The sequence below is a fragment of the Streptomyces sp. NPDC052299 genome, assembly GCF_040679335.1.
GTDB lineage: Bacteria > Actinomycetota > Actinomycetes > Streptomycetales > Streptomycetaceae > Streptomyces.
On the sequence record NZ_JBFAUP010000006.1, the window covers coordinates 181,568 to 205,342 of the forward strand.

Annotated in this window: 19 protein-coding genes; 13 read left to right on the forward strand and 6 right to left on the reverse strand. The window is 73.0% G+C overall.

What is annotated here, in order from left to right; all coding sequences use genetic code 11:
• Positions 1-44: 44 nt before the first annotated feature.
• The 3 genes from AB0L33_RS12675 to AB0L33_RS12685 are packed head-to-tail and all read right to left on the reverse strand — an operon-like array spanning position 45 to position 2,755.
• Complete coding sequence (locus AB0L33_RS12675) at positions 45-806, reverse strand: amino acid ABC transporter ATP-binding protein (protein ID WP_365680445.1); 762 nt, start codon at positions 804-806, stop codon at positions 45-47.
• Positions 803-1,759, reverse strand: a complete 957-nt coding sequence (locus AB0L33_RS12680; protein WP_365680447.1) for an amino acid ABC transporter permease — start codon at positions 1,757-1,759, stop codon at positions 803-805. The genes AB0L33_RS12675 and AB0L33_RS12680 overlap by 4 nt, the downstream gene beginning before the upstream one ends.
• Before the next feature lie 27 nt (positions 1,760-1,786).
• Positions 1,787-2,755 (reverse strand): ABC transporter substrate-binding protein, encoded by a 969-nt coding sequence (locus AB0L33_RS12685; RefSeq protein WP_365680449.1) that lies wholly within the window; start codon positions 2,753-2,755, stop codon positions 1,787-1,789.
• A gap of 528 nt (positions 2,756-3,283) precedes the next feature.
• Between AB0L33_RS12685 and AB0L33_RS12690 the strand changes: the two genes are divergently transcribed.
• The 4 genes from AB0L33_RS12690 (at position 3,284) to AB0L33_RS12705 (ending at position 6,442) form a co-directional block, all read left to right on the forward strand.
• Positions 3,284-4,495 carry an NADP-dependent malic enzyme gene (locus tag AB0L33_RS12690; RefSeq protein ID WP_365680451.1) on the forward strand — a complete coding sequence of 404 codons (1,212 nt, stop codon included), beginning with the start codon at positions 3,284-3,286 and terminating at the stop codon, positions 4,493-4,495.
• A gap of 159 nt (positions 4,496-4,654) precedes the next feature.
• Positions 4,655-5,626 carry a zinc-binding dehydrogenase gene (locus tag AB0L33_RS12695; RefSeq protein WP_365680453.1) on the forward strand — a complete coding sequence of 324 codons (972 nt, stop codon included), beginning with the start codon at positions 4,655-4,657 and terminating at the stop codon, positions 5,624-5,626.
• 31 nt (positions 5,627-5,657) lie between these two features.
• Positions 5,658-5,867 carry a helix-turn-helix domain-containing protein gene (locus AB0L33_RS12700; protein ID WP_018102716.1) on the forward strand — a complete coding sequence of 70 codons (210 nt, stop codon included), beginning with the start codon at positions 5,658-5,660 and terminating at the stop codon, positions 5,865-5,867.
• A complete protein-coding gene (locus AB0L33_RS12705; protein WP_365680455.1) occupies positions 5,867-6,442 on the forward strand; it encodes a Clp protease N-terminal domain-containing protein in 576 nt (191 codons plus the stop codon). Before AB0L33_RS12700 ends, AB0L33_RS12705 begins: the two co-directional genes overlap by 1 nt.
• A gap of 33 nt (positions 6,443-6,475) precedes the next feature.
• Here AB0L33_RS12705 and AB0L33_RS12710 read toward each other — a convergent pair whose 3' ends face one another.
• Positions 6,476-7,447 carry a helix-turn-helix transcriptional regulator gene (locus AB0L33_RS12710; protein ID WP_365680457.1) on the reverse strand — a complete coding sequence of 324 codons (972 nt, stop codon included), beginning with the start codon at positions 7,445-7,447 and terminating at the stop codon, positions 6,476-6,478.
• Position 7,448: 1 nt separating this feature from the next.
• A complete protein-coding gene (locus AB0L33_RS12715) occupies positions 7,449-8,306 on the reverse strand; it encodes a hypothetical protein (protein WP_365680459.1) in 858 nt (285 codons plus the stop codon).
• 160 nt (positions 8,307-8,466) lie between these two features.
• Between AB0L33_RS12715 and AB0L33_RS12720 the strand changes: the two genes are divergently transcribed.
• Positions 8,467-9,285 carry a hypothetical protein gene (locus AB0L33_RS12720; RefSeq protein WP_365680461.1) on the forward strand — a complete coding sequence of 273 codons (819 nt, stop codon included), beginning with the start codon at positions 8,467-8,469 and terminating at the stop codon, positions 9,283-9,285.
• Between the two features lie 165 nt (positions 9,286-9,450).
• Here AB0L33_RS12720 and AB0L33_RS12725 read toward each other — a convergent pair whose 3' ends face one another.
• Positions 9,451-9,630, reverse strand: coding sequence for a DUF6104 family protein (locus tag AB0L33_RS12725; protein ID WP_003992906.1), 180 nt, complete (start codon positions 9,628-9,630; stop codon positions 9,451-9,453).
• A gap of 743 nt (positions 9,631-10,373) precedes the next feature.
• Between AB0L33_RS12725 and AB0L33_RS12730 the strand changes: the two genes are divergently transcribed.
• The 8 genes from AB0L33_RS12730 to fxsT all read left to right on the forward strand — a co-directional run bounded on the left by AB0L33_RS12730 (position 10,374) and on the right by fxsT (position 23,741).
• A complete protein-coding gene (locus tag AB0L33_RS12730; protein WP_365680463.1) occupies positions 10,374-10,934 on the forward strand; it encodes a CU044_2847 family protein in 561 nt (186 codons plus the stop codon).
• A complete protein-coding gene (locus tag AB0L33_RS12735; protein WP_365680464.1) occupies positions 10,931-12,994 on the forward strand; it encodes a trypsin-like peptidase domain-containing protein in 2,064 nt (687 codons plus the stop codon). The genes AB0L33_RS12730 and AB0L33_RS12735 overlap by 4 nt, the downstream gene beginning before the upstream one ends.
• A 130-nt stretch (positions 12,995-13,124) precedes the next feature.
• On the forward strand, positions 13,125-14,150 hold the full coding sequence (locus tag AB0L33_RS12740; RefSeq protein WP_365680466.1) for a MoxR family ATPase: 1,026 nt from the start codon (positions 13,125-13,127) through the stop codon (positions 14,148-14,150).
• Positions 14,151-14,157: 7 nt separating this feature from the next.
• A complete protein-coding gene (locus AB0L33_RS12745) occupies positions 14,158-17,589 on the forward strand; it encodes an SAV_2336 N-terminal domain-related protein (RefSeq protein WP_365680468.1) in 3,432 nt (1,143 codons plus the stop codon).
• Positions 17,590-17,740: 151 nt separating this feature from the next.
• The gene (gene fxsA, locus AB0L33_RS12750) at positions 17,741-17,929 is read left to right on the forward strand and encodes an FxSxx-COOH cyclophane-containing RiPP peptide (RefSeq protein WP_365680470.1); all 189 of its coding nucleotides are present in this window, start codon (positions 17,741-17,743) and stop codon (positions 17,927-17,929) included.
• A 213-nt stretch (positions 17,930-18,142) separates the two neighbouring features.
• Positions 18,143-19,285 carry an FxsB family cyclophane-forming radical SAM/SPASM peptide maturase gene (locus AB0L33_RS12755; RefSeq protein ID WP_365680823.1) on the forward strand — a complete coding sequence of 381 codons (1,143 nt, stop codon included), beginning with the start codon at positions 18,143-18,145 and terminating at the stop codon, positions 19,283-19,285.
• Positions 19,282-20,673 (forward strand): HEXXH motif domain-containing protein, encoded by a 1,392-nt coding sequence (locus AB0L33_RS12760; protein ID WP_365680473.1) that lies wholly within the window; start codon positions 19,282-19,284, stop codon positions 20,671-20,673. The genes AB0L33_RS12755 and AB0L33_RS12760 overlap by 4 nt, the downstream gene beginning before the upstream one ends.
• Positions 20,674-20,753: 80 nt before the next feature.
• Positions 20,754-23,741 (forward strand): FxSxx-COOH system tetratricopeptide repeat protein, encoded by a 2,988-nt coding sequence (gene fxsT, locus AB0L33_RS12765; protein WP_365680475.1) that lies wholly within the window; start codon positions 20,754-20,756, stop codon positions 23,739-23,741.
• Positions 23,742-23,775 lie beyond the last annotated feature (34 nt).

The following is a 23,775-nucleotide window of genomic DNA, read 5'->3' on the forward strand; positions in this document are numbered from 1 at the left end:
GCGGTACGGACCGGTGTGGTCCGTACCGCCCTTCCCCGTACCGCCTAGAGCACCTTCGACAGGAACGACTTCGTCCGGTCGTGGTGCGGGTTGGTCAGGACGTCGCGCGGGTGGCCCGACTCGACCACCACGCCGTCGTCCATGAAGACCAGCGCGTCGCCGACCTCGCGGGCGAAGCCCATCTCGTGCGTGACGACGATCATCGTCATGCCGTCCTCGGCGAGGCCCCGCATCACGTCGAGCACGTCACCGACCAGCTCCGGGTCGAGCGCCGACGTGGGCTCGTCGAAGAGCATCAGCTTCGGCTCCATGGCCAGCGCCCGGGCGATGGCCACCCGCTGCTGCTGCCCGCCGGAGAGCTGCGAGGGGTAGTTCCCGGCCTTGTCGCGCAGGCCCACCCGGTCGAGCAGCCGCTCGGCACGGGCCCGGGCGACCGCCTTGGCCTCGCGGCGCACCTGGACGGGCGCCTCCATGACGTTCTCCAGCGCCGTCATGTGCGGGAACAGGTTGAAGCGCTGGAAGACCATGCCGATGTCCCGGCGCTTCAGGGCGACTTCGCTGTCCTTGAGCTCGTAGAGCTTGTCGCCCTTCTGGCGGTAGCCCACCAGCTCGCCGTCGACGTACAGCCGCCCGGCGCTGATCTGTTCCAGGTGGTTGATGCACCGCAGGAACGTCGACTTGCCGGAACCGGACGGGCCGATCAGGCAGAAGACCTCCCGCGGGGCGACCTCCAGGTCGATGCCCTTGAGGATGTGCGCGGCGCCGAAGGACTTGTGGACGCCCTCGGCCTTCACCATCGCGGTCATGCGATGCCTCCCTTCGGGCGGCCCACCGAGAGCACGGTGGCCCTCAGCTTCTGGAACGGGGTCGGCGGCAGGCTGCGGCTCGATCCACGCGCGTAGTACCGCTCCAGGTAGTACTGGCCCACGCTCAGCACCGAGGTCATGATCAGGTACCAGGCGGCGGCGAGGAAGTACATCTCCACCGGCGCCCCGGACGCCTGCCCGATGTCCTGGGCGTTCTTGAAGAGTTCGTAGAACTGCACGGCAGCCACCAGCGAGGTCGTCTTCAGCATGTTGATGACCTCGTTGCCCGTGGGCGGCACGATCACCCGCATGGCCTGCGGGATCACGACGCGCCGGAGGGTCTTGGCGTGGCTCATGCCCAGCGCGTGCGACGCCTCGGTCTGGCCCTCGTCCACCGAGAGCAGACCGGCCCGGCAGATCTCCGCCATGTACGCGGCCTCGTTGAGGCCGAGCCCGAGCAGCGCCGTGAGCAGCGGCGTCATGAAGCTGGACCAGTAGTCCTTGTAGATCGGCCCGAGGTTGATGTACTCGAAGACCAGGCCCAGGTTGAACCACACGAACAGCTGCACCAGGACGGGCGTGCCCCGGAAGAACCAGATGTAGAACCATGCGATGGACGACGTCACCGGGTTCTTCGACAGGCGCATGACGGCGAGCAGCACGCCGCCGACCACGCCGATCAGCATCGACAGGGCGGTGAGCAGCAGTGTCTGGCCCACGCCGTCGATGATGCGGTCGTCGAAGAAGTAGTCCGGGATCGCGCCCCAGTTGATCTTGCCCTGGCTGAAGGCGTAGACGATCGAGGCGAGCACGGCGATGGCGACCAGCGCCGATACGTACCGGCCGTAGTGCCGGACCGGAATGGCCCGGATGGCTTCCGGCACGGGCGCCGCCGCCGTGGCGGAGGATGCGGGCGGCTCGTCGGCCGGTCCCGTCTTCTTGATGTCAGTCACGGCTGATGCCTTTCAGCGTGGATCCGGTCAGGACCCGCCGTTCACCTTGGCCTCGGTGACCGCACCGGCCTCGACGCCCCACTTGGCGATGATCTTGTCGTACTCGCCGCTCTTGATGATCTCGTCCATGGCCGCCTTGATGGCCTGGGTGAGCTTGTCGTTGCCCTTGGCGATCGCGATGCCGTACGGGGCCGCCTCGACCTGGTCGCCGACGATCTGGAAGTCCTTGCCGCCGCCCGAGGTCTTCACCGCGTACGCGGCGACCGGGAAGTCGGAGGAGCCGGCGTCGGCGCCGCCCGAGCGGATGCGGGTCTGGGCCTCCAGGTCGGTGTCGTAGGCCTCGATGGCGATCTTCTTGCCGCCGGCGCACTTCTTGGACTCGTCCTTGGCCAGGTCGTGCGAGACGGTGTTGCGCTGGACGGCGATCTTCTTGCCGCAGAGGTCGGCCCAGGTCTTGATGCCCTGGTCGTCGCCCTTCTTGGTGTAGATCGAGACACCGGCGGTGAAGTAGTCGACGAAGTCGACGCCCTCGCCGACCTTCTTCTTCGTCTCCGGGTCGATGCCCTCCTGGCGCTCCTTGCTGTCCGTCATCGCCGACATCGCGATGTCGTAGCGCTTGGCGCGCAGGCCGGTGACCAGGGTGTCGAACGTGCCGTTCTCGAACTTGAACTCGACGCCCAGCACCTTGCCGAGCGCCTCACCGAGGTCGGGGTCGATACCGGCGGTCTTGCCGGACTTGTCCTTGAACTCGACCGGCGGGTAGGCGATGTCGGAACCGACCCGGATGACGCCCTTGGACTTGATGTCCGCGGGGAGCAGGTCGGCGGGGGAGGCCGTACCGGCGGAGGCGCCGGTGCTCGCCTTGGTCGACCCGGAGTCGTTGTTCTTCGTCTGGTCGCCACAGGCGGTCAGCAGCATGGTGCCCGCGACCGCGAGGGCGCCGACCGCGGCGATGCGGGTGGTCGCGGCCGTACGACGGGTGAAGCGTGCGGTCATGTTCGGGTTCCTCCGGCAGGGTGGGGGTGGTTCGCCAGGGCGGTAATGAAACACGGCATCGGGTATCGCCGCCTTGTGTGATTACGGCATGTTGCCACGCGGATTAGCCCGAACAGGGGGCCCGGCATGTCAAAATCGGGTAACGGGCGATCCCCGAACCTCTTGAGGCCGGTACACCAGGGCCGGACCTTTTATGGGGTTTCCTTCTCGCGGCCGGAGGATCTGCGGCGCGTCTCGCGTGCCGGACTCAGGTCCGGCACGAGGCTGACCTGTTGAAATGGCAGCCCACTATGAGTCATGTCACGGAGCGCATATGGACTCGTCCGTGACCAGGTCCGTCCGGTAAGAAAGACCTTTACACCCCTCATCCGGGGCTCAGGGCGCGTGTGCGGCGCGCCCGCGCGTACGCAACTCCCCCTGCCGGGGCGGGCCAACCGCCCGGCGCAGGGCTCGTACGCGGTGCCCGCCCACCCCTCCTCAACCAGGAGTGGCCACCCTCAAACGATGAAGACTTAAGGGGTCAACACCATGGCAGCGGAGATCGTCAATCCTCGCAGCGACAGCAGTACCGACAGCACCACCGACGAGCCGTTCGATCCGGCCTTCGCGCTCCACCGGGGCGGGAAGATGGCCGTGCGGGCCACCGTCCCGATCCGGGACCGGGACGACCTGTCCCTCGCGTACACGCCGGGCGTGGCGAAGGTGTGCTCCGCGATCGCGGAGCAGCCGGGGCTCGTCCACGACTACACCTGGAAGTCGCAGGTCGTCGCCGTCGTCACGGACGGCACGGCGGTGCTCGGCCTCGGGGACATCGGTCCCGAGGCGTCCCTCCCCGTGATGGAGGGCAAGGCCATCCTCTTCAAGCAGTTCGGCGGAGTGGACGCGGTGCCGATCGCGCTCGCGACCACCGACGCGGACGAGATCGTGGAGACCGTCGTCCGGCTCGCCCCCTCCTTCGGCGGGGTGAACCTGGAGGACATCTCGGCGCCGCGCTGCTTCGAGATCGAGCGCAAGCTCCAGGAGCGGCTGGACATTCCGGTCTTCCACGACGACCAGCACGGCACGGCCGTCGTCACGCTGGCGGCCCTGCGCAACGCCGCGAAGCTGTCCGGGCGCAGCCTGGGCGACCTGCGCGCGGTGATCTCCGGCGCCGGTGCGGCCGGGGTCGCCATCGCCAAGTTCCTGCTGGAGGCGGGGCTCGGCGACGTGGCCGTCGCGGACCGCAAGGGCATCGTGAGCCGGGACCGCGAGGACCTGACCGACGTCAAGCGGGAGCTGGCGGAGCTCACCAACCGGGCGGGCATCTCCGGCCCCCTGGAGGTGGCGCTGGCCGGCGCGGACGTCTTCATCGGCGTTTCCGGCGGCACGGTGCCGGAGGCTGCGGTCGCCTCGATGGCGCCGGGAGCCTTCGTCTTCGCGATGGCCAACCCGAACCCGGAGGTCCACCCGGACATCGCCCACAAGTACGCGTCCGTCGTGGCGACGGGGCGGTCGGACTACCCGAACCAGATCAACAACGTGCTGGCGTTCCCCGGGATCTTCGCGGGTGCGCTGCAGGTGCGGGCGTCGCGGATCACGGAGGGCATGAAGATCGCGGCGGCCAATGCGCTGGCCGACGTCGTCGGCGAGGAGCTGGCGGCGGACTACGTGATTCCGTCGCCGTTCGACGAGCGGGTCGCTCCGGCGGTGACGGCCGCGGTGGCCGCGGCCGCCCGTGCGGAGGGCGTCGCCCGGCGCTGAGGCGTTGCGGGGGCGCCGCCCCCGTGCTCCCCGCTCCTCAATCGCCGGAGGGGCTTGATTCTGGCCGCGGCCACTTTCAGCCCCCCGGCGGTTGAGCGCGGCGCGTGTCACAGGCGCAGGCGGTTACGCGCCAGTACGCCGCGCCCTATCGTCGGCGGCATGTTCGCCGCCTACGCAGCCAGCCTGGACCCCGCCCACCCCCTCAACGGTCTGGAGCTGGGCGATCGCCCAGCCCCGCGGGACCGGCCCGGGTGGACCACCGTCGACGTCCGGGCCGCTTCCCTCAACCACCACGACCTCTGGTCCCTGCGCGGCGTCGGCCTCGCGGAGGACAAGCTCCCGATGATCCTCGGGTGCGACGCCGCCGGGGTCGACCAGGACGGCAACGAGGTCGTCCTGCACTCCGTCATCGGCCAGACCGGGCACGGGGTCGGGCCCGACGAGCCCCGGTCCATCCTCACCGAGCGCTACCAGGGCACCTTCGCGGAGCGGGTCACCGTCCCCACGTACAACGTGCTGGCCAAGCCCAGGGAGCTGAGCTTCGAGCAGGCCGCCTGTCTGCCGACCGCCTGGCTCACCGCTTACCGGATGCTCTTCACCAACGCCGGGGTGCGCCCCGGGGACTCCGTGCTCGTGCAGGGCGCCGGCGGCGGGGTGGCGACCGCCGCGATCGTGCTCGGCCGGGCCGCCGGGCTGCGGGTCTACGCCACCAGTCGCGACGAGGCCAAGCGCAGGCGGGCCGTCGAGCTGGGCGCCGTCGAGGCGTTCGAGCCCGGCGCCCGGCTGCCGCACCGGGTGGACGCCGTCATCGAGACGGTCGGCGCGGCCACCTGGTCCCACTCCGTCAAGTCACTGCGCCCCGGCGGCACCCTGGTCATCTCCGGCGCCACCAGCGGCGACCGCCCCTCGCACGCCGAGCTGACCCGGATCTTCTTCCTGGAGCTGAAGGTCGTCGGCTCGACGATGGGCTCCAAGGACGAGCTGGAGGACCTGCTCGCCTTCTGCGCCACCACCGGCGTGCGCCCTGTGATCGACGAGGTGCTGCCCCTGGACCGTGCCCGGGAGGGCTTCGAACGCCTCGCGGCGGGCGACCAGTTCGGGAAGATCGTGCTCACTGTCAACAACGGTTGACATCCCGGCGATGTCAACGTAAGTTGACATCATGACCGAAGCAACGGATCTCGCCGAGCGGGCGGGCGACCGCGACCCCCGGGTGGGGCTGCGGTCGGTCGCTGCGCTGCGGCGGCTGCTGGAGCAGCTGGAAGCCGTACAAGTCAGAAGCGCCCGCGCCAAGGGCTGGTCGTGGCAGGAGATCGCGGCCGAACTGGGCGTCAGCAGGCAGGCCGTGCACAAGAAGTACGGGAGGCATTGATGTTCGAGCGATTCACCAAGGACGCCCGCGCCACGGTGACCGGCGCCGTGGGGCATGCCGAGCGCACCGGGGCCGGCACGGTCACCGCGGAACATCTGCTGCTCGCCCTCCTCGACCGGGAAGCCGGCCGGGCCTCCTTCGCGCTCACCGCCCTGGGCCTCGTGGACCGCAGGGAGTCCGTGGACGCCGCGCTCGCCGAGGCCCGCAGGCGTGGCGGCATGAGCAGGGCCGACGCCGACGCGCTCGCGGACATCGGCATCGACCTCACCGCCGTCGTCTCGCGCATCGAGGCGGCGCACGGCGAGGGGGCCCTGCGGGGCGACCGCGGGGGCCGGTGGCGGGCGGGCCGCCCGTCCTTCTCCCGCGAGGCGAAGAAGATCCTGGAGAAGTCGCTGCGCGTCGCGCTCGGGCGCGGCGACCGGTTCATCGGCGGGGAACACCTGCTGCTGGCCCTCACCGCGACCCCCGGCCCCGTGGCCGACGTGCTCGCCGACCACGGCGCGACGTACGCCTCGGCCGAGCGCGCGCTGTACGGCAACGGCGGGGCGAGCGGCCAGGACCGCAAGGCGGGCTGACCGGGGCGGGGGCCGGGCGGCCGGCCCCCGCGCCTACTTCTCGCCGTCGCCCCGCAGCACCGCGCCCAGATGCGCCGCCGCCGTCGCCAAGTGGCGTCGGGCCTCCGCGAGCTGGGCCTCCGTCACCCCGTGGTCCCGCGCCGCGTCGCGGATCTCGTCGCGGAAGCGGTCGAGCAGCCGGTCCAGATCGCGGGCCGGGTCGCCCGTGCCGCCCGTGTCCCTGCCCCACTCCGGGTCGGTGCCGGCGGCGTCCGGTTTGACGTACGGCCCCCAGCTCCCCGTACGGGCGAAGCCGCCCAGTTGGCCGGTGATCTCGGCCAGGCCCTCCCGGACCCCGGCCGGCCAGTCGCCCCGGGCGAAGTGCTCCTGGACCTGGCGGGCGGCGTTCTGCATCTGCTCGCGCGCCCGGTCCTGGGCCTCCTTCGCCTGGCGGCGGGCCTGCTGGGCGTCCTGGCGGGCGCGCCGGGACTCGTCCTTGGCGCGGCGGGCCTGCTCCTTCCACTCCTGCTTGGCCTTGCGCAGCTCCTCCTTCGCGAGGCGCCACGTCTCGTGGTCACCGAAGCCGCCGAACGGCTCCCTGCCGCCCGGCTCGGAGCCCGGCGCGGCGCCCGGGGTGTGGCGCGACTCGTCGGCCGCCGCTCGCATCTCGCTGCGCAGCTTGCCCGCCGCCCCGCGCACGTCGTCGCGCATCTCGGCGGCCAGCTCGGAGACCGACTCGCGGATCTCCAGTTCCAGATCGGCCAGCTCCCCGGTCCGGTCGGCGAGTTCGGCGCGGCCGGATTCGGTGATCGAGTAGACCTTGCGGCCGCCCTCCGTGGCGTGCGTGACCAGGCCCTCCGCCTCCAGCTTGGCCAGTCGGGGATAGACCGTGCCGGCCGAGGGGGCGTACAGGCCCTGGAAACGTTCCTCCAGCAGGCGGATCACCTCGTAGCCGTGCCGGGGCGCCTCGTCCAGCAGCTTGAGGAGATACAGCCGCAGACGGCCGTGGGCGAATACGGGGGGCATGTCAGAGCACCTTTCCGGTCGGCTCGGCGTCGTACGGTTCCTCCTCGGCCGACGGGCGGCGCAGGAGCGCGATCGAGCCCGATACGGTCGTCGCCCTCAGCGTGCCGGTGCCGGGGCCCAGGGTGCCGGTGATCTTCTTCGCGCCCCACTGGCCGCTGACCCGCAGGTCGTCGAAGCCGTTGGAGACGGAACCGCTCGCGGTGTTCGCCTCGACCCGCGCGTCGGCGGGGTGCGGCAGCCGGATGGCGATCTCGCCGGAGACCGTCGTCAGCCGGATGTCCGTGGGCTTCCCGGTCGGGTCCAGATCCAGCACCATGCCGCCGCTGACGGACTCCGCCTTCACGGAGGCGCCCGCCCCCTCGACCACCGTCAGGTCGCCGGAGACCGACTTGAAGCGCAGGTCGCCGGTGACGGACTGGGCCTCGATGCTGCCCGACACCGTCTCCGCGCCGACCGGGCCGGCGAGCTTGACGAGCGTGGTGTCGCCGGTGACGCCACGCACCTCCGTACGGCCCCGGACACCGGAGACGAAGGCCCCGGCGCCGACCACGCCGACCTCCACCGAGGAGTCGGCCGGGACCGCGAGCGAGACGACCGCGGTGCGGCGCCACTCCTTGCGGTCGAACCACTTCAGCAGGCTCTGCCAGGCCAGGTCCTCGTATGCCACGGTCAGGACGCCGTCCTCCTGCGTCACGACCAGCGGCGGGCCGTCGATGGCGGAGACCTCCAGGCGTGCGGTCGGCTCGTCGGTGCCGACCACGTTGACCGTGCCGTTGACGATGCGCACCTTCAGCGCGGTCACGGGCTCCTCGAAGGCCAGTTTCCGCGGCGCGGCGACGGCCCACGTCGAGACAGGCATGGATCTGACCTCCCGGTAGCGCTGACGACGCAACATATCGCGTCTCTTGAACAACACGATATATCGCGGCTTGGTGAAGTCAAGGAGAGGGGGCCGGGAGCGGGCGGGCAGGGTGCACAAAACCCCACAAGCAAGGACAAGGTGTCCTACGGTGTGAGGCATGGACGCGACCTCACCCGTGGGTGCCCTGCTGCTGTGCCGGACCGTGCCGGACGCCGTGCGCCCGGTCGCGCAGCTGCTGCGCGAACCGCTGCTGCTCGCGCCGGCCGGACCGGGCTGGAGCGTTCTCGTGCCGGAGGGGGAGCCCTGGCAGGGCGGCCGCCGGGCCAGGGCGGGGGAGGGTGAGCGGGCCGAGCCCGTCGACCGGGTGCTGGGCGGCTGGGCCACCGCGCTCGCGGTCGGCTCCACCTGGCCGGTGCTGGCGCTGTGGTGGGACGGCGACCGGGCCGGATACACGCTCGCCTCGGGATTCCGCCGCCCCGTGGGCTACGTCTGGCTGGCGGACGGCACCCCGGCCGGTGAGGACGAGGCCATGCGCACGTTCGCCGAGCGGCTGGGGCTCGACCCCGTACTGGACGTGCAGTCGCTCGAAGCGCTCACCCGTCCCGACCCGGACGCCGACGCCCGGGCCCGGCTGCGCGGGCTCCTCGCCGTGCTCACCCGCACCGGCCTCGCGCTCCCGGCCGATCCGGGCACCGGGACGTGGGAGGGGGCCGAGCACATCGAGTGGCCCGGGTGGCGGGACGCGGTCAGGGTCGACCTGGGCGCGGTGGAGAGCAGCCGGTTCGGACCGTGGGTGCGGGGCCCGCGGGCGCGGGCGCTGGCGGGCGCCCAGCTCGCGGCCGGACTGCCGCTCGCCCTGTGGGGAGCGGCCCGGCGCAGCGGCGGCTGGGCGTTCGCCGGGGTGCTGCTGATGGCGCACGGGGCGCTGGGACTCGCGTACGACCGCGTGCGCGAAGGCCGCCCCGGCGGGGAGTGACCCCTAGGGCCTTTCGTTTGGATCAGGCCGGGCTCGCGCGGCGTGGTACGCGCCTCTGCGGCGTTGTCGTCGGTTGCCAACGCTCCGCGTTGTCGCCCTCCTCCGCCTTGCAGCCGCACGCACCACGCCCCGCTCCCTGATCCGGCCTGATCCAAACGAAAGGCCCTACTCGTCGTCCTCGTCGTCCAGACGGGCCAGCCAGGTCGCGAGGCGCTCGACCGGCACCTCGAAGTCGGGATTGAGATCGACGAACGTACGAAGCTGCTCGGCGAGCCACTCGAAGGTGACCTCTTCCTCGCCTCGCCGCTTCTCCAGCTCCTCGATACCGCGGTCGGTGAAGTACATGGCTCGATTCTAATGGGCCCCGTCAGACAGGGGTCGGCTCCCGCGCGAGCCGTGTGGGCAGGGGCCTGTTGCGGGCCGTCGGTGTACGCACCGTCGGTGCGGGTGTCTGGGTGTACCGGTGCTGTGCCGCTTCGGCGCCACGAGCGCGGACCGTTCTCTACGACCCTCCCAGACGTCCGCGGCCGGGTTCCGTGCCACGAGCGATTCCCGGCGTCCGAAGCCGGATTCCGTGCCACGACGATTCCGACGTCCGAAGCCGGATCTGGTTCCGTCCGCCGCGCGATCGTCTCTTACCGGTGCCGTCCGGCGTGGATACAGTGCGTCGCACTCCAGCGCTGACAGGAAGGAGGGGGTGCACGAGAACGGCTGCGGCCCCCTGCTGCGAACAGGAGGCCGCGTGCCTTGCCCACCAGCTCCACCCGATCAAAGGAGAGAACCATGGGTTGCACCTGCGAGCCTACGGGCGCCGCGGAAGGCGCGTCGATCCCGGTGCGTCGCCGCAGTGGGTCGTGGTCCCTCGCCCGCACCGCCGGTCACGGACTGGCCCGAGGGCTCGCGTCCGCCGTCGGCGGCGCCCTCGTCGCCGGTCTCATCCGGTGGTGGCACCAGGGATGATCCGCAGGGGCCTGCCGCCCGCCGGGCAGCAGGCCCCACCCACAGCGCCGCTCGCGGCATGGCCGAAGTGCCTCGCCCCGGACCGGTACGCCCGTTAATCTGCGGGTAGTTGGCGAACGGGGGGTGTCATGGGTGACAGTGGGTCCCGTATTACGCGCATTGAGCTGCCGGACGGCACGCCGGTCTGGGCCAGGATCTCCGGGGCCGAGGAGCTGACCGGGCCGGCGCCCGGCGGCGGCCCGACCTACACGGACACCGGGTTCGGGGACTTCGCGGACCAGGTGCAGGCCCGGGTCGAGAGCCTGCACTCCGTGGTGACCGGGGTGGCGCGCTCGCTCGCCGTGCCGCTGCGCGCGGTGCGGCCGGACGAGGTGAGCGTCGAATTCGGCATCGAGCTGACCGCCAAGGCCGGGAAGATCGTCGGGCTGCTCGCGGACGGTGAGGCCAAGGGCGCCATCACGGTCACGCTGACCTGGAACGGCGGCGGGCCGCCCGTCGACGCGCCCCCGCCCGCCCCCGTACCGGCGCAGACCGCGCCGCCGGACCCCGCGCCCTTCGCGCCCCCCGCACCACCCCCCGCCGCGCCGCCGGGCGCCGGCGCACCTCCCGCGTACCCGCCCGCCGGGGCACCCCCCGGCGCACCGGCACACCCCGGCGGTGCGGACGACACCGACGGCGGCGGGGCATGACCTTCGGCGACCAGGGGGGCGCAGAGGGGGCCCTCGGTCCCGCCCAGGCCGCTCTCATGGACCTCGTCCAGGACGCCACCGTACGCATCCATCGCCCGCCGTCCGGGTATGCCCAGGACGGGCCGGAAGGGGACTTCCTGGGCAGCGGCTTCTTCGTCGCACCCAGCTGGGTCCTCACGTGTGCGCACGTGGCGATGCGGGGGGAGGGGGGCATGGTGGGCGTGTGGTTCAAGCAGGACCGCTACAGCGCGGAGCTGACCGAGGTGCCGGGCCGCGTCGTCGCCGCCCTGCCCGGCACCCGGCCCCCGGGCCCGGGCGGCTGGCCGGCCCCCGACCTGGCGCTCATCCAGCTCCAGCGCCCCGTCGAACACCCCTGCGTGTACGTCACCGAGCGGTCCGAGGCGATGCTCCGCAGCCGCGAGGTCCGCTGCGTCGGCTGGGCCCCCGTCCAGGGCGGCGGGCTCCAGAACCGCAGCGGCGTCTGCGTCGTCAAGGGCTCGTACGGAGGATCGGGCGACGCCGAACAGGTCGTCAGGATCGACGGCGACTGGGTGGAGCTCGGCATGTCCGGCGGCCCGCTGGTCGACCTGGCCAGGGGCGAGGTCGTCGGCGTCATCAAATCGCAGATCAACGGCCACCAGGGCGGCACCGCCGTCGGCGTCGAGCGGCTGCGCACCCTGGAGGTGCCGGCCGGGCCCGTCGAGACCGAGACCGACGACATATACCAGTCCGTCTTCCACGCCCACGACCGCTACCACGCCGACCGGCACACCAGCTCCGCCGGGTCCGAGCGGACCTGGACCGACGCGCAGAGCGAGCTGCCCGACCCGCCCGGCGGCATCCTCGGTCCCAAGCTCCGCGCCGAACTCCTCGGCCGGCTCGCCGAGCTGTCGCCGCCGGCCAGCACCCGGTCGCTGCTGACGCTGCTCGACCGGCTGCCCGGGGTCTACGCCCGCGACCACCGCCCGGCCCCGCGCGGCTGGCGCGACGGACTCGGCGCGCTCTACGACGCCCGCGCCCGCGACCGCGAGGCGCGGTTCGAGCTGATCATCCGCTACTGCATGGGCGTCCTCGCCGCCGACCGCCCCTGCGGCCAGCTCTCCGTGCGCAACGCCAAGGCGCTCTGGGACTGGGTCAAGCGCATCGCCGACACCGAACTCCCCCGCGACCTGCGACGGCAGCTCGACGTGGAGTGGGCCGCGATCCGGCTCCGTCTGGAACAGAACCGCCAGCGGTCCGCCCGCGCCCCGGCCGGCGACCCCGTCCTCTACGGCGAACGCGACTGCGTCGTGCTCCACGTGGACCTCCAGGGCTGGGCCCGCGACCAGTACGACTGGCGGGTCGCCGTGGACCGCCGGGGCGGGGAGGCGGAGCCCGTGGACGAGGACAGCCGCGGCGCGCCGCTCGGCACCGTCCCGGACCGGCTCGCCGCCGCGCTGACCGAGGCGTTCCGCCGGTGCGACGAACCGGACAGCCCCGCCATGCTCCAGGTCGTCGTCGCGCCCGCGCTCTTCGGCCTCCCGGTGGACGACTGGGAGCTGCCGCCGCACGGGACGCGGCTCGGAGCCGTACGACCGGTGGTGCTGCGCAGCCCTTACCAGGGCGCGGCCGAGGAGCGGCCCGCCCGCTGGGACGCCGGTCTCGCGGCCGCGATCCGGGCCGAGGTGGTCGACTGCGAGGACGAATTGCGGGTACGTGTACCGGAGACGGCCCGGCTGCGCACCCTGGCCCACGAGACCGTGCCCGTCCTGTGCCGCTACGGCAGCCCGGACCCCGACGTGACGGCCGGCGTGGTGCGGCTGCTCGACAGCGGCTTCGGCGTGGCGCTGCTCCAGCGGCGCGCGGCGGAGGGCGACACGGTCTGCAAGGAGTTCCACCGGCGGGTGACCGAGGCGGTGTCGGACACCGGCACCCACGACCGGCTGCCGTGGAAGATCCACGAACTGAGACGCGGGGTGAGCGCGGGGCGGACGGAGATGTACTGGTCCGCCGGCGCCGCCCTCTACTACGACGATCCGCACCGTCCGCTGCCGGGTTCCGACTTCCTGGAGGCGCCGTGAAACACCGCGCAAAGCACCAGTCGTGTACGCGAACTGGCCTTTCCCTTACGGGCGTTGGGCCGGATCGCTACGGTAGGGCACGTCCGACGCAGGCCGCCCCTGGCGGACGAGTGACAACGAGGGACACGCTATGAGTGAACCGAGCGAGTGGCTCATCTACCGGGGCATCGGCGAACCGCACGACGAGGTTCCCCAGCTGCCGCCCCCGCCCCCCTGGCGGGACTTCACCGGGGGCCGCGGGCCCGGCGGGGTGGACGGCGGCGAGTCCGCCGACCGGAGGCTCGGCATCCCCGGGCGGGTCGCCGAGGAGCACCGGCCCGGCGCCGAGGAACTGGAGATGATCAACGCGGCGCTGTATCTGCGGCGCCCGCTGCTCGTCACCGGGGACCCGGGCGCCGGCAAGAGCACCCTCGCCCACTCCGTGGCGCGGGAGCTGGAGCTGGGCAAGGTGCTGCGCTGGCCCGTGGTCAGCCGCACCACGCTCCAGGACGGCCTCTACCACTACGACGCCATCGCCAGGCTCCAGGACGTCCAGATCGCCTCGCACGCGGCGGCCGGCGGCGCGGAGGGGGCCGACGCGGCGCAGAGCGTGGGCAGTTACATCCGGCTCGGACCGCTCGGCACCGCGCTGCTGCCCTCGGACCGGCCGCGCGTCCTGCTCATCGACGAGCTCGACAAGAGCGACATCGACCTCCCGAACGACCTGCTGAACGTCCTGGAGGAGGGCGAGTTCGCCATCCCCGAGCTGGAACGGATCGCCGACCGGCTGCCCGACGGCGAGACGGACGTGCTCGACCACGACGGCAACAAGGTCCGCATCAAGGGCGGCCGGGTGCAGTGCCGGGCCTTCCCCTTCGTCGTCCTCACCAGCAACGGCGAACGGGACTTCCCGGCCCCGCTGATGCGCCGCTGCATCCATCTGGAGCTCGGCCGCCCCGACCACAAGCGCCTCGCCTCCTTCGTCAAGGCCCACCTCGGCGAGGAGGCCGCCCGCGCCAGCGACGACCTGATCGCCCACTTCCTGGAACGGTCCCGCACCGAACTCCTCGCCACGGACCAGCTGCTGAACGCCATATACCTCACGCACGCCGCGTCACCGGCGGGCCGCGACCGGCTCGCCGACCTGCTCATCCAGCGACTCGACCGGCCGAGGTGAGGCTCTGATGTCCGGTGCGGCGGACGAGACCGGTGGCGGCGGCGGGCCCGGTGCCCCGGAGCTCCACGACGACGGGTTGCTGCCCGAGCTGGTCGCCCGGCTGCGCGGCGCCGGGCTCGACCCGGACGTCGAGCAGCTCTGCGACGCCCTCTGGCTGGCCCGGTGGACCCGCGGCGCGACCGCGCCCGGCGATGAGAGCGGCCAGGGCCCCGCGCGCCGCCCCGGCCACCGCCCCTCCGAGGAGCGCCCCGGCCCCCGCCGCACCACCACCCCGGACAGCCCCGCCCCGGACGCGGACCCGGAGGCCCGGCGCGAGAAGACGCCCGCACCGGGCGACGGCGAGCGGATCTCCCTGCACCCCGTCCCCGCCCGCACGCGGACCGGCGCCCCGGACACGGCTCCGGACCCGACGGACGTCCGGCCCGGCGCGGACGCCCGCGCCACCGTGCTGCCCCTCGGCGTCCCGGCCGCGCCCGTGCTGCCCGCACCCCTCGAACTGACCCGCGCCCTGCGCCCGTTGCAGCGCTACCGGCCGGTCTCCGCACCCCTGCGCCAGGTCCTGGACGAGGCGGCGACCGCCGAACGCAGCGCCCGCGCCGGGGGCGTGGTCATGCCGGTCTTCCGCGGGGTCCGGCGCGGCGACGCCGTCGTGCAGTGCGTCATGGACGCCTCCTCGTCGATGCTGGTCTGGGACCGGCTGTTCGAGGAGCTTCAGCAGATCTTCGCCCGGATCGGCGCGTTCCGGGACGTGCAGATGCGCTACCTCCACCCCGGACCCGACGGCGGCTGCACGGTCAGCCGCAGCCCCGACCCAGCCGCCGCCCCGCTGCACTCGGCGGACCGGCTCAGCGACCCCACCGGGCGCCGGGTGACCGTCGTGGTCAGCGACTGCGCGGGCCCCCTCTGGCGCACCGGACACGCCCACCGGCTGCTGCACCAGCTCGCCCGGCTCGCCCCGGTCGCCGTGCTCCAGCCGCTGCCCCAGCGCATGTGGAACCGGACCCGGCTGCCGGTCACCTTCGGCTCGCTCACCCGGGGCGAGGGCCCGGCCGGGGCCACCCTCCTCAAGGTCAACGGCGACGCCGGGACGGGCCCCGCCCACCCCGGCGCCCTCGCCGTGCCCGTGCTGCCGCCGGTCGCGGACGCGCTCGCCGCCTGGGCCCGGCTGCTCTCCGGCACCGGCTCGGCCTCGGTCCCGGGCGCGGTCGGCTGGGTCAGGGCCGACCAGCCCGCGGCCCCCGCCCGCCGCCCGGGCGACGCCCCGTCCTCGCTGCAACTGGTCAGCCGGTTCCGCTCCACGGCCTCCCCGGCGGCCGGCCAGCTCGCCGTCTACCTCGCCGCGGCCCCCCTCTACCTGCCCGTCATGCAGCTCGTCCAGCGCACGATGCTGCCGCACTCCGGCCCCTCCGAACTCGCCGAGGTCCTGCTGAGCGGACTCCTCAGGCGGCAGGAGGGCGGCACCGGAAGCGGACAGTGGTACGCCTTCGAGCCCGACGTCCAGGAAGCACTGCTCGGGCCCCTCGGCCGCGACGAGGCCCTTCTCGTACTCAAGCACTGCTCGCAGTACATAGAGCAGCGGTTCGGCAAGGGCGGGCCCAACTTCCCGGCCCTGGCCTACGCCCAGCTCGGCGACGGCACCACGAGCGGCGCCGCGCACGGCACCCCCTGGCCCCTCCCCGGTACGGACCCCGCGTCCCGGGACGGCGCCGGGGACGCGGAGGACGCCGACGACAGTGAGGAGACCGAGGGGAACGGGGGGAACGAGAGACCCGGGGGTCCGCGCGTCCCCCATGCCTTTGCCGAAGTCGCAGCCCGCGTACTGGAGCGATTCATGCCCGTACCGCCACGATTCGTCACCCGGGAGCCCAAGACACCCGGAAACCCCCAGGCCGCCGGCCTCGCCGTGCGCCGCGCGCGGGAGCTCGTGCGCCACTTCGAGACCGACAAGATGGTGCAGCGCCTGATCGACGCCGTACAACTGCTCAGGGGGGCAGCCGACCACGGCCGGGCCCCCGCCGACGACACCGAGCTCTGGGCCGAGTACGCGCGCTGCGTGCTGCGCCTGTGGGAGGTCCAGGGCGGCGCCGACCTGCTCGAAGAGGCCGAGAGCGCCGCCGAACGGGCCGCCGCCCGCCCCGGCGCCGTACGGGAACGCGCGGTGCTCGCCAAGGTGCTGCACGCGGCCGCCGACGACCGGCGCAGGCGCGGCGACCGGCGCGGCGCGCTGGAGCTGCTGCGGCGCGCCGACCGCGAGTACACCGCGGCCTGCGCCAGCCCCGGCCTGGAGCCCGGCGAAGCCCTCCGCCTCACCCTGGAACGGGTCCGGGCCCTGGAGGCGCAGTGGCGGCTCGACGGGGACACCGCGCTCCTCCAGAGCGCCTGCGGCATGCTCGAAGCGTTCGCCGACGCCTGGCCCGACCAGGAGAACCGCCCCGCCGTCCTGCCCCTCCAGCACGGCCGCACCCTCCTGAAGCTGGCCCGGGCCACCCAGGACGGCGAACAGTCCCGCGAATACGCCCGCCAGTCGGCCCGGTCCCTGCGCACCGCGTTCGCCCAGAGCACCGGGCAGACCATGGGCACCGAGGTCCGCATCGTCCTGGACCTGGTCGACGCGCTGCTCGCCTCGGGAGCCGAGCCGGAGGAGGCCGCCACCCTCACCGCCCAGGCGCTGGAGACCGTACGCGACCAGCGGCAGCGCGCCCAGCTCCAGACCCGGGCCGGGCGCGTCCGGGCCGCCCGCTACGAACACACCGGTGACCCCGCCGAACTCGTCGCCGCCACCGAGTGGTTCGCCCGCGCCGCCCGGGGCATCCCCCGCGACTCCCGCGCCCACACCGACCTGCTCGCCGAATGGGGCGCCACGCTGCTGCGCCGCGCCGAACTCCCGGACGGGCGCGCGCACATCGGCGCCGCGGTCCGGGTCCTGCGCGACTGCCGCTCCGAGATGCCGGCCGGCGGCGCCCAGCAGTCCGAGCGCCTGCTGATGCTGGGCCGCGCCCTGATGCTGCGCCACCGCGCCACGGCGGACCGGGTCGACCTGCGGGAGGCCGAGTACCTCTTCAAGCTGGCGGCCGAGGAGGCCACCGCCCCGCTCACCGCCGCCCGCTGCTGGCTGGAGCTGGGCCGCGCCCTCCTCCAGGCCGCCGGCGTCCTCGACCGCCCGGCCCGCCGGGACGAGGCCGCGGAGGCGTTCCGGTCGGCCGCCGACGCGGCCGGCGAGGCACAAATGGAGCAGGAAAGTCCACAACATCTCCAGGAAGCCGTGGAGTTGGCTGCTACAGCCAACCACTGGCGGGGTATGACGTACGAGAGGGCGGGACGCCCCCGGGCCGCGCGCGACGCGTACCGGGCGGCCCGCCAGGAATGGCGCAAACTGCCGGACACCGGCGGCGCGGCGGGCGAAGCGACCGCCGAGCGGCTGGCGGAGCTGGAGCGGTGAGAGCGGCGCGCTCGACGGCGAGCGCGCCCGGGCCCCGGCGCGCACGCACGGCAGCGGACGACAGAGCGGGCCAGGGACGCGGGCCCGGCGGGACGCGCTCAACGGCGAGCGTGTCACCGGCCGGCCCGGAGCTGCGGTACGGGGAGGCGTGATGAGCGAGTCGACACGGTACGAGGGCACGGGCGCGGCCGGGACGGGCGAACTGCCGGACCTGCTGGGCCTGGACCTGGTGACCCTCCGGACGATGGACCACCCGGTGCTGTCCGAGGTGGTGGCTGATCTGCGCGGACGGGCGGAGCAGCCGAGGGAGATGCTGTGGGGGTTCACCAACGCCTTCTGAGCGTCGTACCGCACGGTTTCGGCCGGGGGTGTGCCCGATCAGGACATCATGGCCCTGGCCGGGCCTGCGTCCGCTGTACGCCGGGGACACTCACCCCGGGCCGGCAGCGGGGCCATCCCGGCCGGCGTACAGCACGGGGGTGCTCGAATGGCTGGACGGACGACGCCGCGGGGGGAGCGGGCCGCGCCGCGCGGTGACACCCGTGCGCGCCAGGTGCCCTTCGGCCAGTTCATCGTGAAGGTGCACGGCCGCTGCAACCTGGCCTGCCGCTACTGCTACCTGTACGAGGGCCCCGACCGCACCTGGCGCGACCGCCCGTCCGCCGCGCCGCCCGCCGTCCTCGACCGCACCGCCGCCCGGATCGCCGAGCACGCCGCCGCGCACGATCTCGGCAGCGTCGCCCTCGTCCTGCACGGCGGCGAACCCCTGCTCGCCGGACCGGGCCGGCTGGCGGCCCTCGCCGACGCCGTGCGCGAACGGGTGCCGGGCGGCTGCGCCGTACGCGCCACCGTGCAGACCAACGCCACGCTGCTCACGGACGGCGCCGTCGCCACGCTCGCCCGGCACGGCATCCGCGTCGGCATCAGCCTCGACGGCGGGCTCGCCGCCCACAACACCCTGCGCACCGACCACGCGGGCCGCCCCTCCTGGCCGGCCGCCTCCCGGGGCGCCCGGCTCCTGGCCGACCGCCACCCCGAGGCCTACGCGGGCATCCTCACCGTCGTGGACCCGCGCACCGACCCCGTGGAGATGTACGAATCACTGCTCGCCCTGCGCCCTCCGGCCCTGGACCTCCTGCTGCCGCACGGCAACTGGTCCAGCCCGCCGCCCGGCCTCGCGGCGCTACCCGGAGGCACCGGCCGGGCCACCCCGTACGGCGACTGGCTGTGCACGGTCTTCGACCGCTGGTGGGGGGCGCCCCGGCGGGAGACCCGGATCCGGCTGTTCGAGGAGTGCTTCGCGCTGCTCCTCGGGCTGCCCGCCGCGACCGAATCCCTCGGCCTGGACCCGGTCAACGCGGTCGTGGTCGAGACGGACGGCTCCATCGAGCAGGTCGACTCGCTCAAGTCCGCGTACGACGGCGCGGCCGCCACCGGCCTCGACGTCTTCCACCACACCTTCGACGAGGCGCTGCGCCACCCGGGCGTGGCCGCCCGCCAGGCGGGGGCCGGCGCGCTCGCCGCCGCCTGCCGCGCCTGTCCGCTGCTTGCCGTGTGCGGGGGCGGCCACTACGCACACCGCTACCGCGCAGACAACGGCTTCCGCAATCGCTCCGTCTACTGCGCCGACCTCGAACGGCTGATCCGCCACATCGCGGACCGGCTGGCCGAAGCAACCGCTGGAGACCCCCCATGAGTCCTGCCGTCCCCGACCACGTCCTGCGTCAGCTCGGCCGCACCGAGGGCGACGCCGTGTCGCTGGGCCTGCTCGTCCGCGACCAGGACACCCGCCGCCTCGTCCTCCTGCGCGCCGTGCTCGACGCGGCGGAGGCCGCCCCGGCCGCCGCGTGCCCACCCGCGTTGCTGGACCGCCTCCGCGAGGACTGGGCCCTCCTCGAAGCCGCCGAACTCGCGGACCGGGAAGCGGTGCGGACCGTGCTCTTCCACCCCATGGCCGGGCCGTGGGCGCAGCGGCTGCTGGGCGGGCTGACGTCGGAGGCGCCGGCCGGGCCCGACCTCCTGGCCGACCTGGCCCACCTGACGGCGCTGGTGGCCGCGGCGGGGGTGCGGGCGGGGACGGGCTTCCGGGTGCGGCTCGGTCCGCGTGGCGGCTTCCTGTCACTGCCCACGCTGGGAGCCGTACGCGCGGACCACGGACCGGTCGAACTCCGTTTCCGCGAGGGCGAGCTGACGGTACGGCCCGCCGACGGTGCGCCCTTCACCGTCCAGGTCCAGCAGGACGGGGCCACGAGCTCGGCGGACCCCCGCTGGGTGCCCCTGGTCATGCTGCCCGCCGTGGTGCCCGGGGCGGGCCCCGTACTGCTCGACGACCTCGACCCGTACCGGACGCAGGGCAGCGGGGCCGAGAACCACGGGCTGGGCGACGCCGCCCAGATCGACGACTGGGAGCGCAAGGCGTGGGCCGAGTCCTGGTCCGGGGTCGAACCGCTGCTGCGCGTGGGCGGCGAGCACCGGCTCACCGAGGCGTCCGTCCTGCTGCGCTCCATGGTCCCGCTCGGCCCGCCGCCCGGCTCCGGGCCCACCGGCCGCAGCGCAGCGCACTGCAGCGGCACCCGGCGCGAGGCGTTCGGCGCGGTGCTCAGCAGCAAGCCCTCCACCCCCGCGTACTTCGCGGCCACCCTCGTGCACGAACTCCAGCACACCAAGCTCTCCGCGCTCTGCGCCCTCGTCCCCCTGCACCACGAGGACGCCACACCCCGGCACTTCGCACCCTGGCGCCCCGACCCCCGGCCCTTCGACGGACTGCTCCAGGGCGCTTACTCGCACCTCGCGCTGGCGGACTTCTGGCAGCGGTTCGCCCTGCACGCGCACCGGTCCACCCACCGGGACCTGGCCTGGGCCGAGCACGCGCGCTGCCGGCAGCAGGTGGGGGCCGTACTGCCGGTGCTGGCCGGGTCGGCGGCGCTCACGCCCGAGGGCCGGACGGTCGTCAACGAGATGATCACGGTCTACCACCGTCTGGAGGATTCACCGCCTCCCACGGGTCACCTTGCGCGCGCGGAGGCCTACGTGGCGACCGCCAGAGTGATATGGCAGCAGAGGAACGGCTCGCGAAGGCAGTGAACATCGCCCGGATTCCAGTCGGAGCGGCCATGCTCCGGGGTATGTTGAGAAGGCTCGTATCGAGGCAGGGAGACGGTTGAATGCCCGGAACGCGTAAGCCAGTTGGAGTAACCGGGGCGAATACCGTCACGATCAGTTTCGCCGGTTTCAACCGCGCCTGGGCGGCGTGGATCGCGGACCGTCTGGAGCGGCGTGGTGTGGAGGTCGTCCAGCAGCGGTGGGACCCGCCGGTCTCGATCCCGCTGGAGGAGTCGCTGCGGGACCTGACGCTCGCACGCGGCCGCGTCCTGGTGATCCTCAGCGACTGGTACTTCCAGCTCGGCCCCCGGAGCCACGACGAGTGGAACCGCGCCCTGCGCTCCGAAGTCGCCCCGAATCCGGACCGGTTCGCCGCCGTGTGCGTCACCACGTCGGCGCTTCCCGGAGCCACCTCCGCACTGGGTGCCGCCGACCTCACCAACGTCGGCGCCGAGGAGGCGGAGCGGCGGCTCCTCGTCCGGCTGGGGCTGCCCACCGACCCGTTGCCCGCCGGCGCCCCCGCGGGCCCGCGATTCCCGTCCGACACCCCGCAGGTGTGGGGCGGAGTGCCGCGCCGCAACATCCGCTTCACCGGACGCGAGCAACTGCTCACCGACGCCTACCGGGCGCTCCAGGAATCCGGACCGGGCGCCGGGGTCGTGACCCTGCACGGCATGTCCGGCGTCGGCAAGACCCAACTGGCGGCGGAGTACGTCTACCGCTTCGGCTCCGAGTACGACGTGGTGTGGTGGGTGCAGGCCGACCGGCGCGCCCTCTACCGCCAGAAGCTCGCCGAACTCGCACCGGAACTCGGCCTGTCCACCGGCCCCGAGTACGGTGAACGGCTCAGGGCCGTCCGCGACTCGCTGCGCCGGGGCGACCCCCACTCCCACTGGCTGCTGATCCTGGACGGCGCCGACGAACCCGACCAGATCTGGGACCTCGTGCCCACCGGGCCCGGGCACGTGCTCATCACCTCCCGCAACCCGGAGTGGAGCGAGCACAACAGCAACCTCGTCGAGGTCCCCGTCTACCGGCGCGACGAGTCCGTGGCCTTCATCCGCCGCCGCGCCCCGCGCCTCACCCCGGCCGAGGCCGACCAGCTGGCCGAGGCCCTGGAAGACCTGCCGCTGCTGCTCGACCAGACCGCGGGCTGGCTCAACGACTCGGACCTGTCCGTGGAGGAGTACATCGAACTCCTCGAAGGCGGCATCGACCAGGACGTCGTCAAGGTCTCCGCCGACTTCCCGCTCGCCTTCCAGACCGCCTGGTCGATACTGCTGAACAAGCTCCGGGACACCGTTCCCGAGTCCGTCGACCTGCTGCGCCTGTGCAGCTTCTTCGCGCCCGGCTCCATCCCCGTACGGCTGCTGAAGGAGATGCCGCCGGGGGATCTGCCGGAACAGGTCTCCGGGCTGATGAGCGACCCCCTGCTGTGGAACAAGGCGATCAACCAGCTCCGCCAGTACTCCGTGGTCCGGCTGGAGTCCCACGAGTCGGTGGTCGACGCGGCCTCCGCCGGTGAATCCATCTACATGCACCGCATGGTCCACCAGATCGTCGGTCACGACATGTCGGAGGAGAACCGCCAGGAGTTCATCGACGTCGTCCGGCGCGCCCTCGCGGCGGCCGACCCGGGCCGCCCCACCGACACCCGGCTGTGGCCGGCGTACGCCGAGATCACCCCGCACCTCAAGTGGGCCGACGTGCTGAAGAGCACCGACCCCGCGGTGCAGACGCTGGTCCTCAACTGCCTGCGCTACATGTTCCTGTCGGGGGAGTACCGGGCCGGCATCAAGCTGGGCGAACGCGCCCTGGCCGCCTGGCGGGAGCTGTTCGGCGAGGACCACCCGAGGATCTGGGACCTCAGCTACCACTACGCCAATCTGCTCAGGTCCGTCGGCGACTACGCGGCCACCGAGGCCATCGAACGCGCGGCGGTCGAGCACCTGCGGGTCGAGCATGGCGCCCAGGACCTCGAATACCTGCGCGCCGCCACCGGACTCGCCGCCGACCTGCGTGGCCTCGGGCGATTCGACGAGGCGCTGGAGATCTCCAGCTCGGTGCTGGTCGGATATCAGGGACTGCTGGGCGACCAGGATTCGCGCACCCTCAGCGCGCAGAACAACCTGGCCACCACACTGCGGTTGCTGGGCAGGTACAGCGAGGCCCTCGAACTGAACGGGCGGACCTTGGACGCCCGTCGTCAGCTCCTGCGCCAGCGCCACGCATGGACCCTCTACTCCGAGATCAACTACGCCACCGACCTGCGGCTCCTCGGCCGCTACAACGAAGCGCTCTCCCTTCAGAACCAGAGCGCTCAGACCCACCGGCGGGTCCTCGGGGTGGACAACCCGCAGACCCTTCGCGCCGAGCACAACCTCGCCCTGTGCCACTACCGCAACGGCGAACGTGCCAGGGCGGCAGATCTGTTCACCCGGGTCCTCGAACGGGGCGAGCGCGCTCTGGGCGAGAGCGACCCGCTCACCATGATGTTCGCCGCCAGCCAGAGCTTCTTCGCGCGCGAACACGGCGACATCGACCAGGCACGGGCCATAAGCGAGAAGGTCGTCCAGGGCTACGTGGACATGCTCGGTGAGGAACATCCGTATGTGGCGGGCACCCGCGGCAACCACGCGCTGATCCTCCGTAGCGTCGGAGAGCGCCAGCAGGCGTACCACCTGATGGAGGAAGCGCTCGCGGGCATGGAGCGGGCCGTGGGCGAGCACCACCCCTGGACGCTGGGCTGCTCCATCAACGCCTCGGCCATCCGCAACCTGATCGGTGACGTGGAGTCGGCCGTGGCCCTGACGGACTCCGTGGTCACGCGTGCCACCGAGGTCCTGGGACGCACCCATCCCCTGACGCTCTCGGCCCGGATCGCCCACGCCGCCGACCTGCGCGGAATCCGGGACAGGCGGCGGGCGGAGAAGGTCGAGGAGGAGGCGCTCGGTGACCTGGAGGCGACACTCGGCGCGCAGCACGTGCACACCGTGTCGGCCCGCTCCAGGAACCGGCCGTACTGGGACTTCGAACCCCAGATGATCTGAGGGCATGGCACCGGTGATGCCCTGTCAGTAGCCT

What these genes read in the sequence shown, in the direction of transcription:
- AB0L33_RS12675 (WP_365680445.1), bottom strand. Translation starts at nt 806, where the DNA reads ATGACCGCGATGGTGAAGGCCGAGGGCGTCCACAAGTCCTTCGGCGCC.
- AB0L33_RS12685 (WP_365680449.1), bottom strand. Translation starts at nt 2,755, where the DNA reads ATGACCGCACGCTTCACCCGTCGTACGGCCGCGACCACCCGCATCGCC.
- AB0L33_RS12690 (WP_365680451.1), top strand. Translation starts at nt 3,284, where the DNA reads ATGGCAGCGGAGATCGTCAATCCTCGCAGCGACAGCAGTACCGACAGC.
- AB0L33_RS12695 (WP_365680453.1), top strand. Translation starts at nt 4,655, where the DNA reads ATGTTCGCCGCCTACGCAGCCAGCCTGGACCCCGCCCACCCCCTCAAC.
- AB0L33_RS12700 (WP_018102716.1), top strand. Translation starts at nt 5,658, where the DNA reads ATGACCGAAGCAACGGATCTCGCCGAGCGGGCGGGCGACCGCGACCCC.
- AB0L33_RS12705 (WP_365680455.1), top strand. Translation starts at nt 5,867, where the DNA reads ATGTTCGAGCGATTCACCAAGGACGCCCGCGCCACGGTGACCGGCGCC.
- AB0L33_RS12710 (WP_365680457.1), bottom strand. Translation starts at nt 7,447, where the DNA reads ATGCCCCCCGTATTCGCCCACGGCCGTCTGCGGCTGTATCTCCTCAAG.
- AB0L33_RS12715 (WP_365680459.1), bottom strand. Translation starts at nt 8,306, where the DNA reads ATGCCTGTCTCGACGTGGGCCGTCGCCGCGCCGCGGAAACTGGCCTTC.
- AB0L33_RS12720 (WP_365680461.1), top strand. Translation starts at nt 8,467, where the DNA reads ATGGACGCGACCTCACCCGTGGGTGCCCTGCTGCTGTGCCGGACCGTG.
- AB0L33_RS12725 (WP_003992906.1), bottom strand. Translation starts at nt 9,630, where the DNA reads ATGTACTTCACCGACCGCGGTATCGAGGAGCTGGAGAAGCGGCGAGGC.
- AB0L33_RS12730 (WP_365680463.1), top strand. Translation starts at nt 10,374, where the DNA reads ATGGGTGACAGTGGGTCCCGTATTACGCGCATTGAGCTGCCGGACGGC.
- AB0L33_RS12735 (WP_365680464.1), top strand. Translation starts at nt 10,931, where the DNA reads ATGACCTTCGGCGACCAGGGGGGCGCAGAGGGGGCCCTCGGTCCCGCC.
- AB0L33_RS12740 (WP_365680466.1), top strand. Translation starts at nt 13,125, where the DNA reads ATGAGTGAACCGAGCGAGTGGCTCATCTACCGGGGCATCGGCGAACCG.
- AB0L33_RS12745 (WP_365680468.1), top strand. Translation starts at nt 14,158, where the DNA reads ATGTCCGGTGCGGCGGACGAGACCGGTGGCGGCGGCGGGCCCGGTGCC.
- fxsA (WP_365680470.1), top strand. Translation starts at nt 17,741, where the DNA reads ATGAGCGAGTCGACACGGTACGAGGGCACGGGCGCGGCCGGGACGGGC.
- AB0L33_RS12760 (WP_365680473.1), top strand. Translation starts at nt 19,282, where the DNA reads ATGAGTCCTGCCGTCCCCGACCACGTCCTGCGTCAGCTCGGCCGCACC.
- fxsT (WP_365680475.1), top strand. Translation starts at nt 20,754, where the DNA reads ATGCCCGGAACGCGTAAGCCAGTTGGAGTAACCGGGGCGAATACCGTC.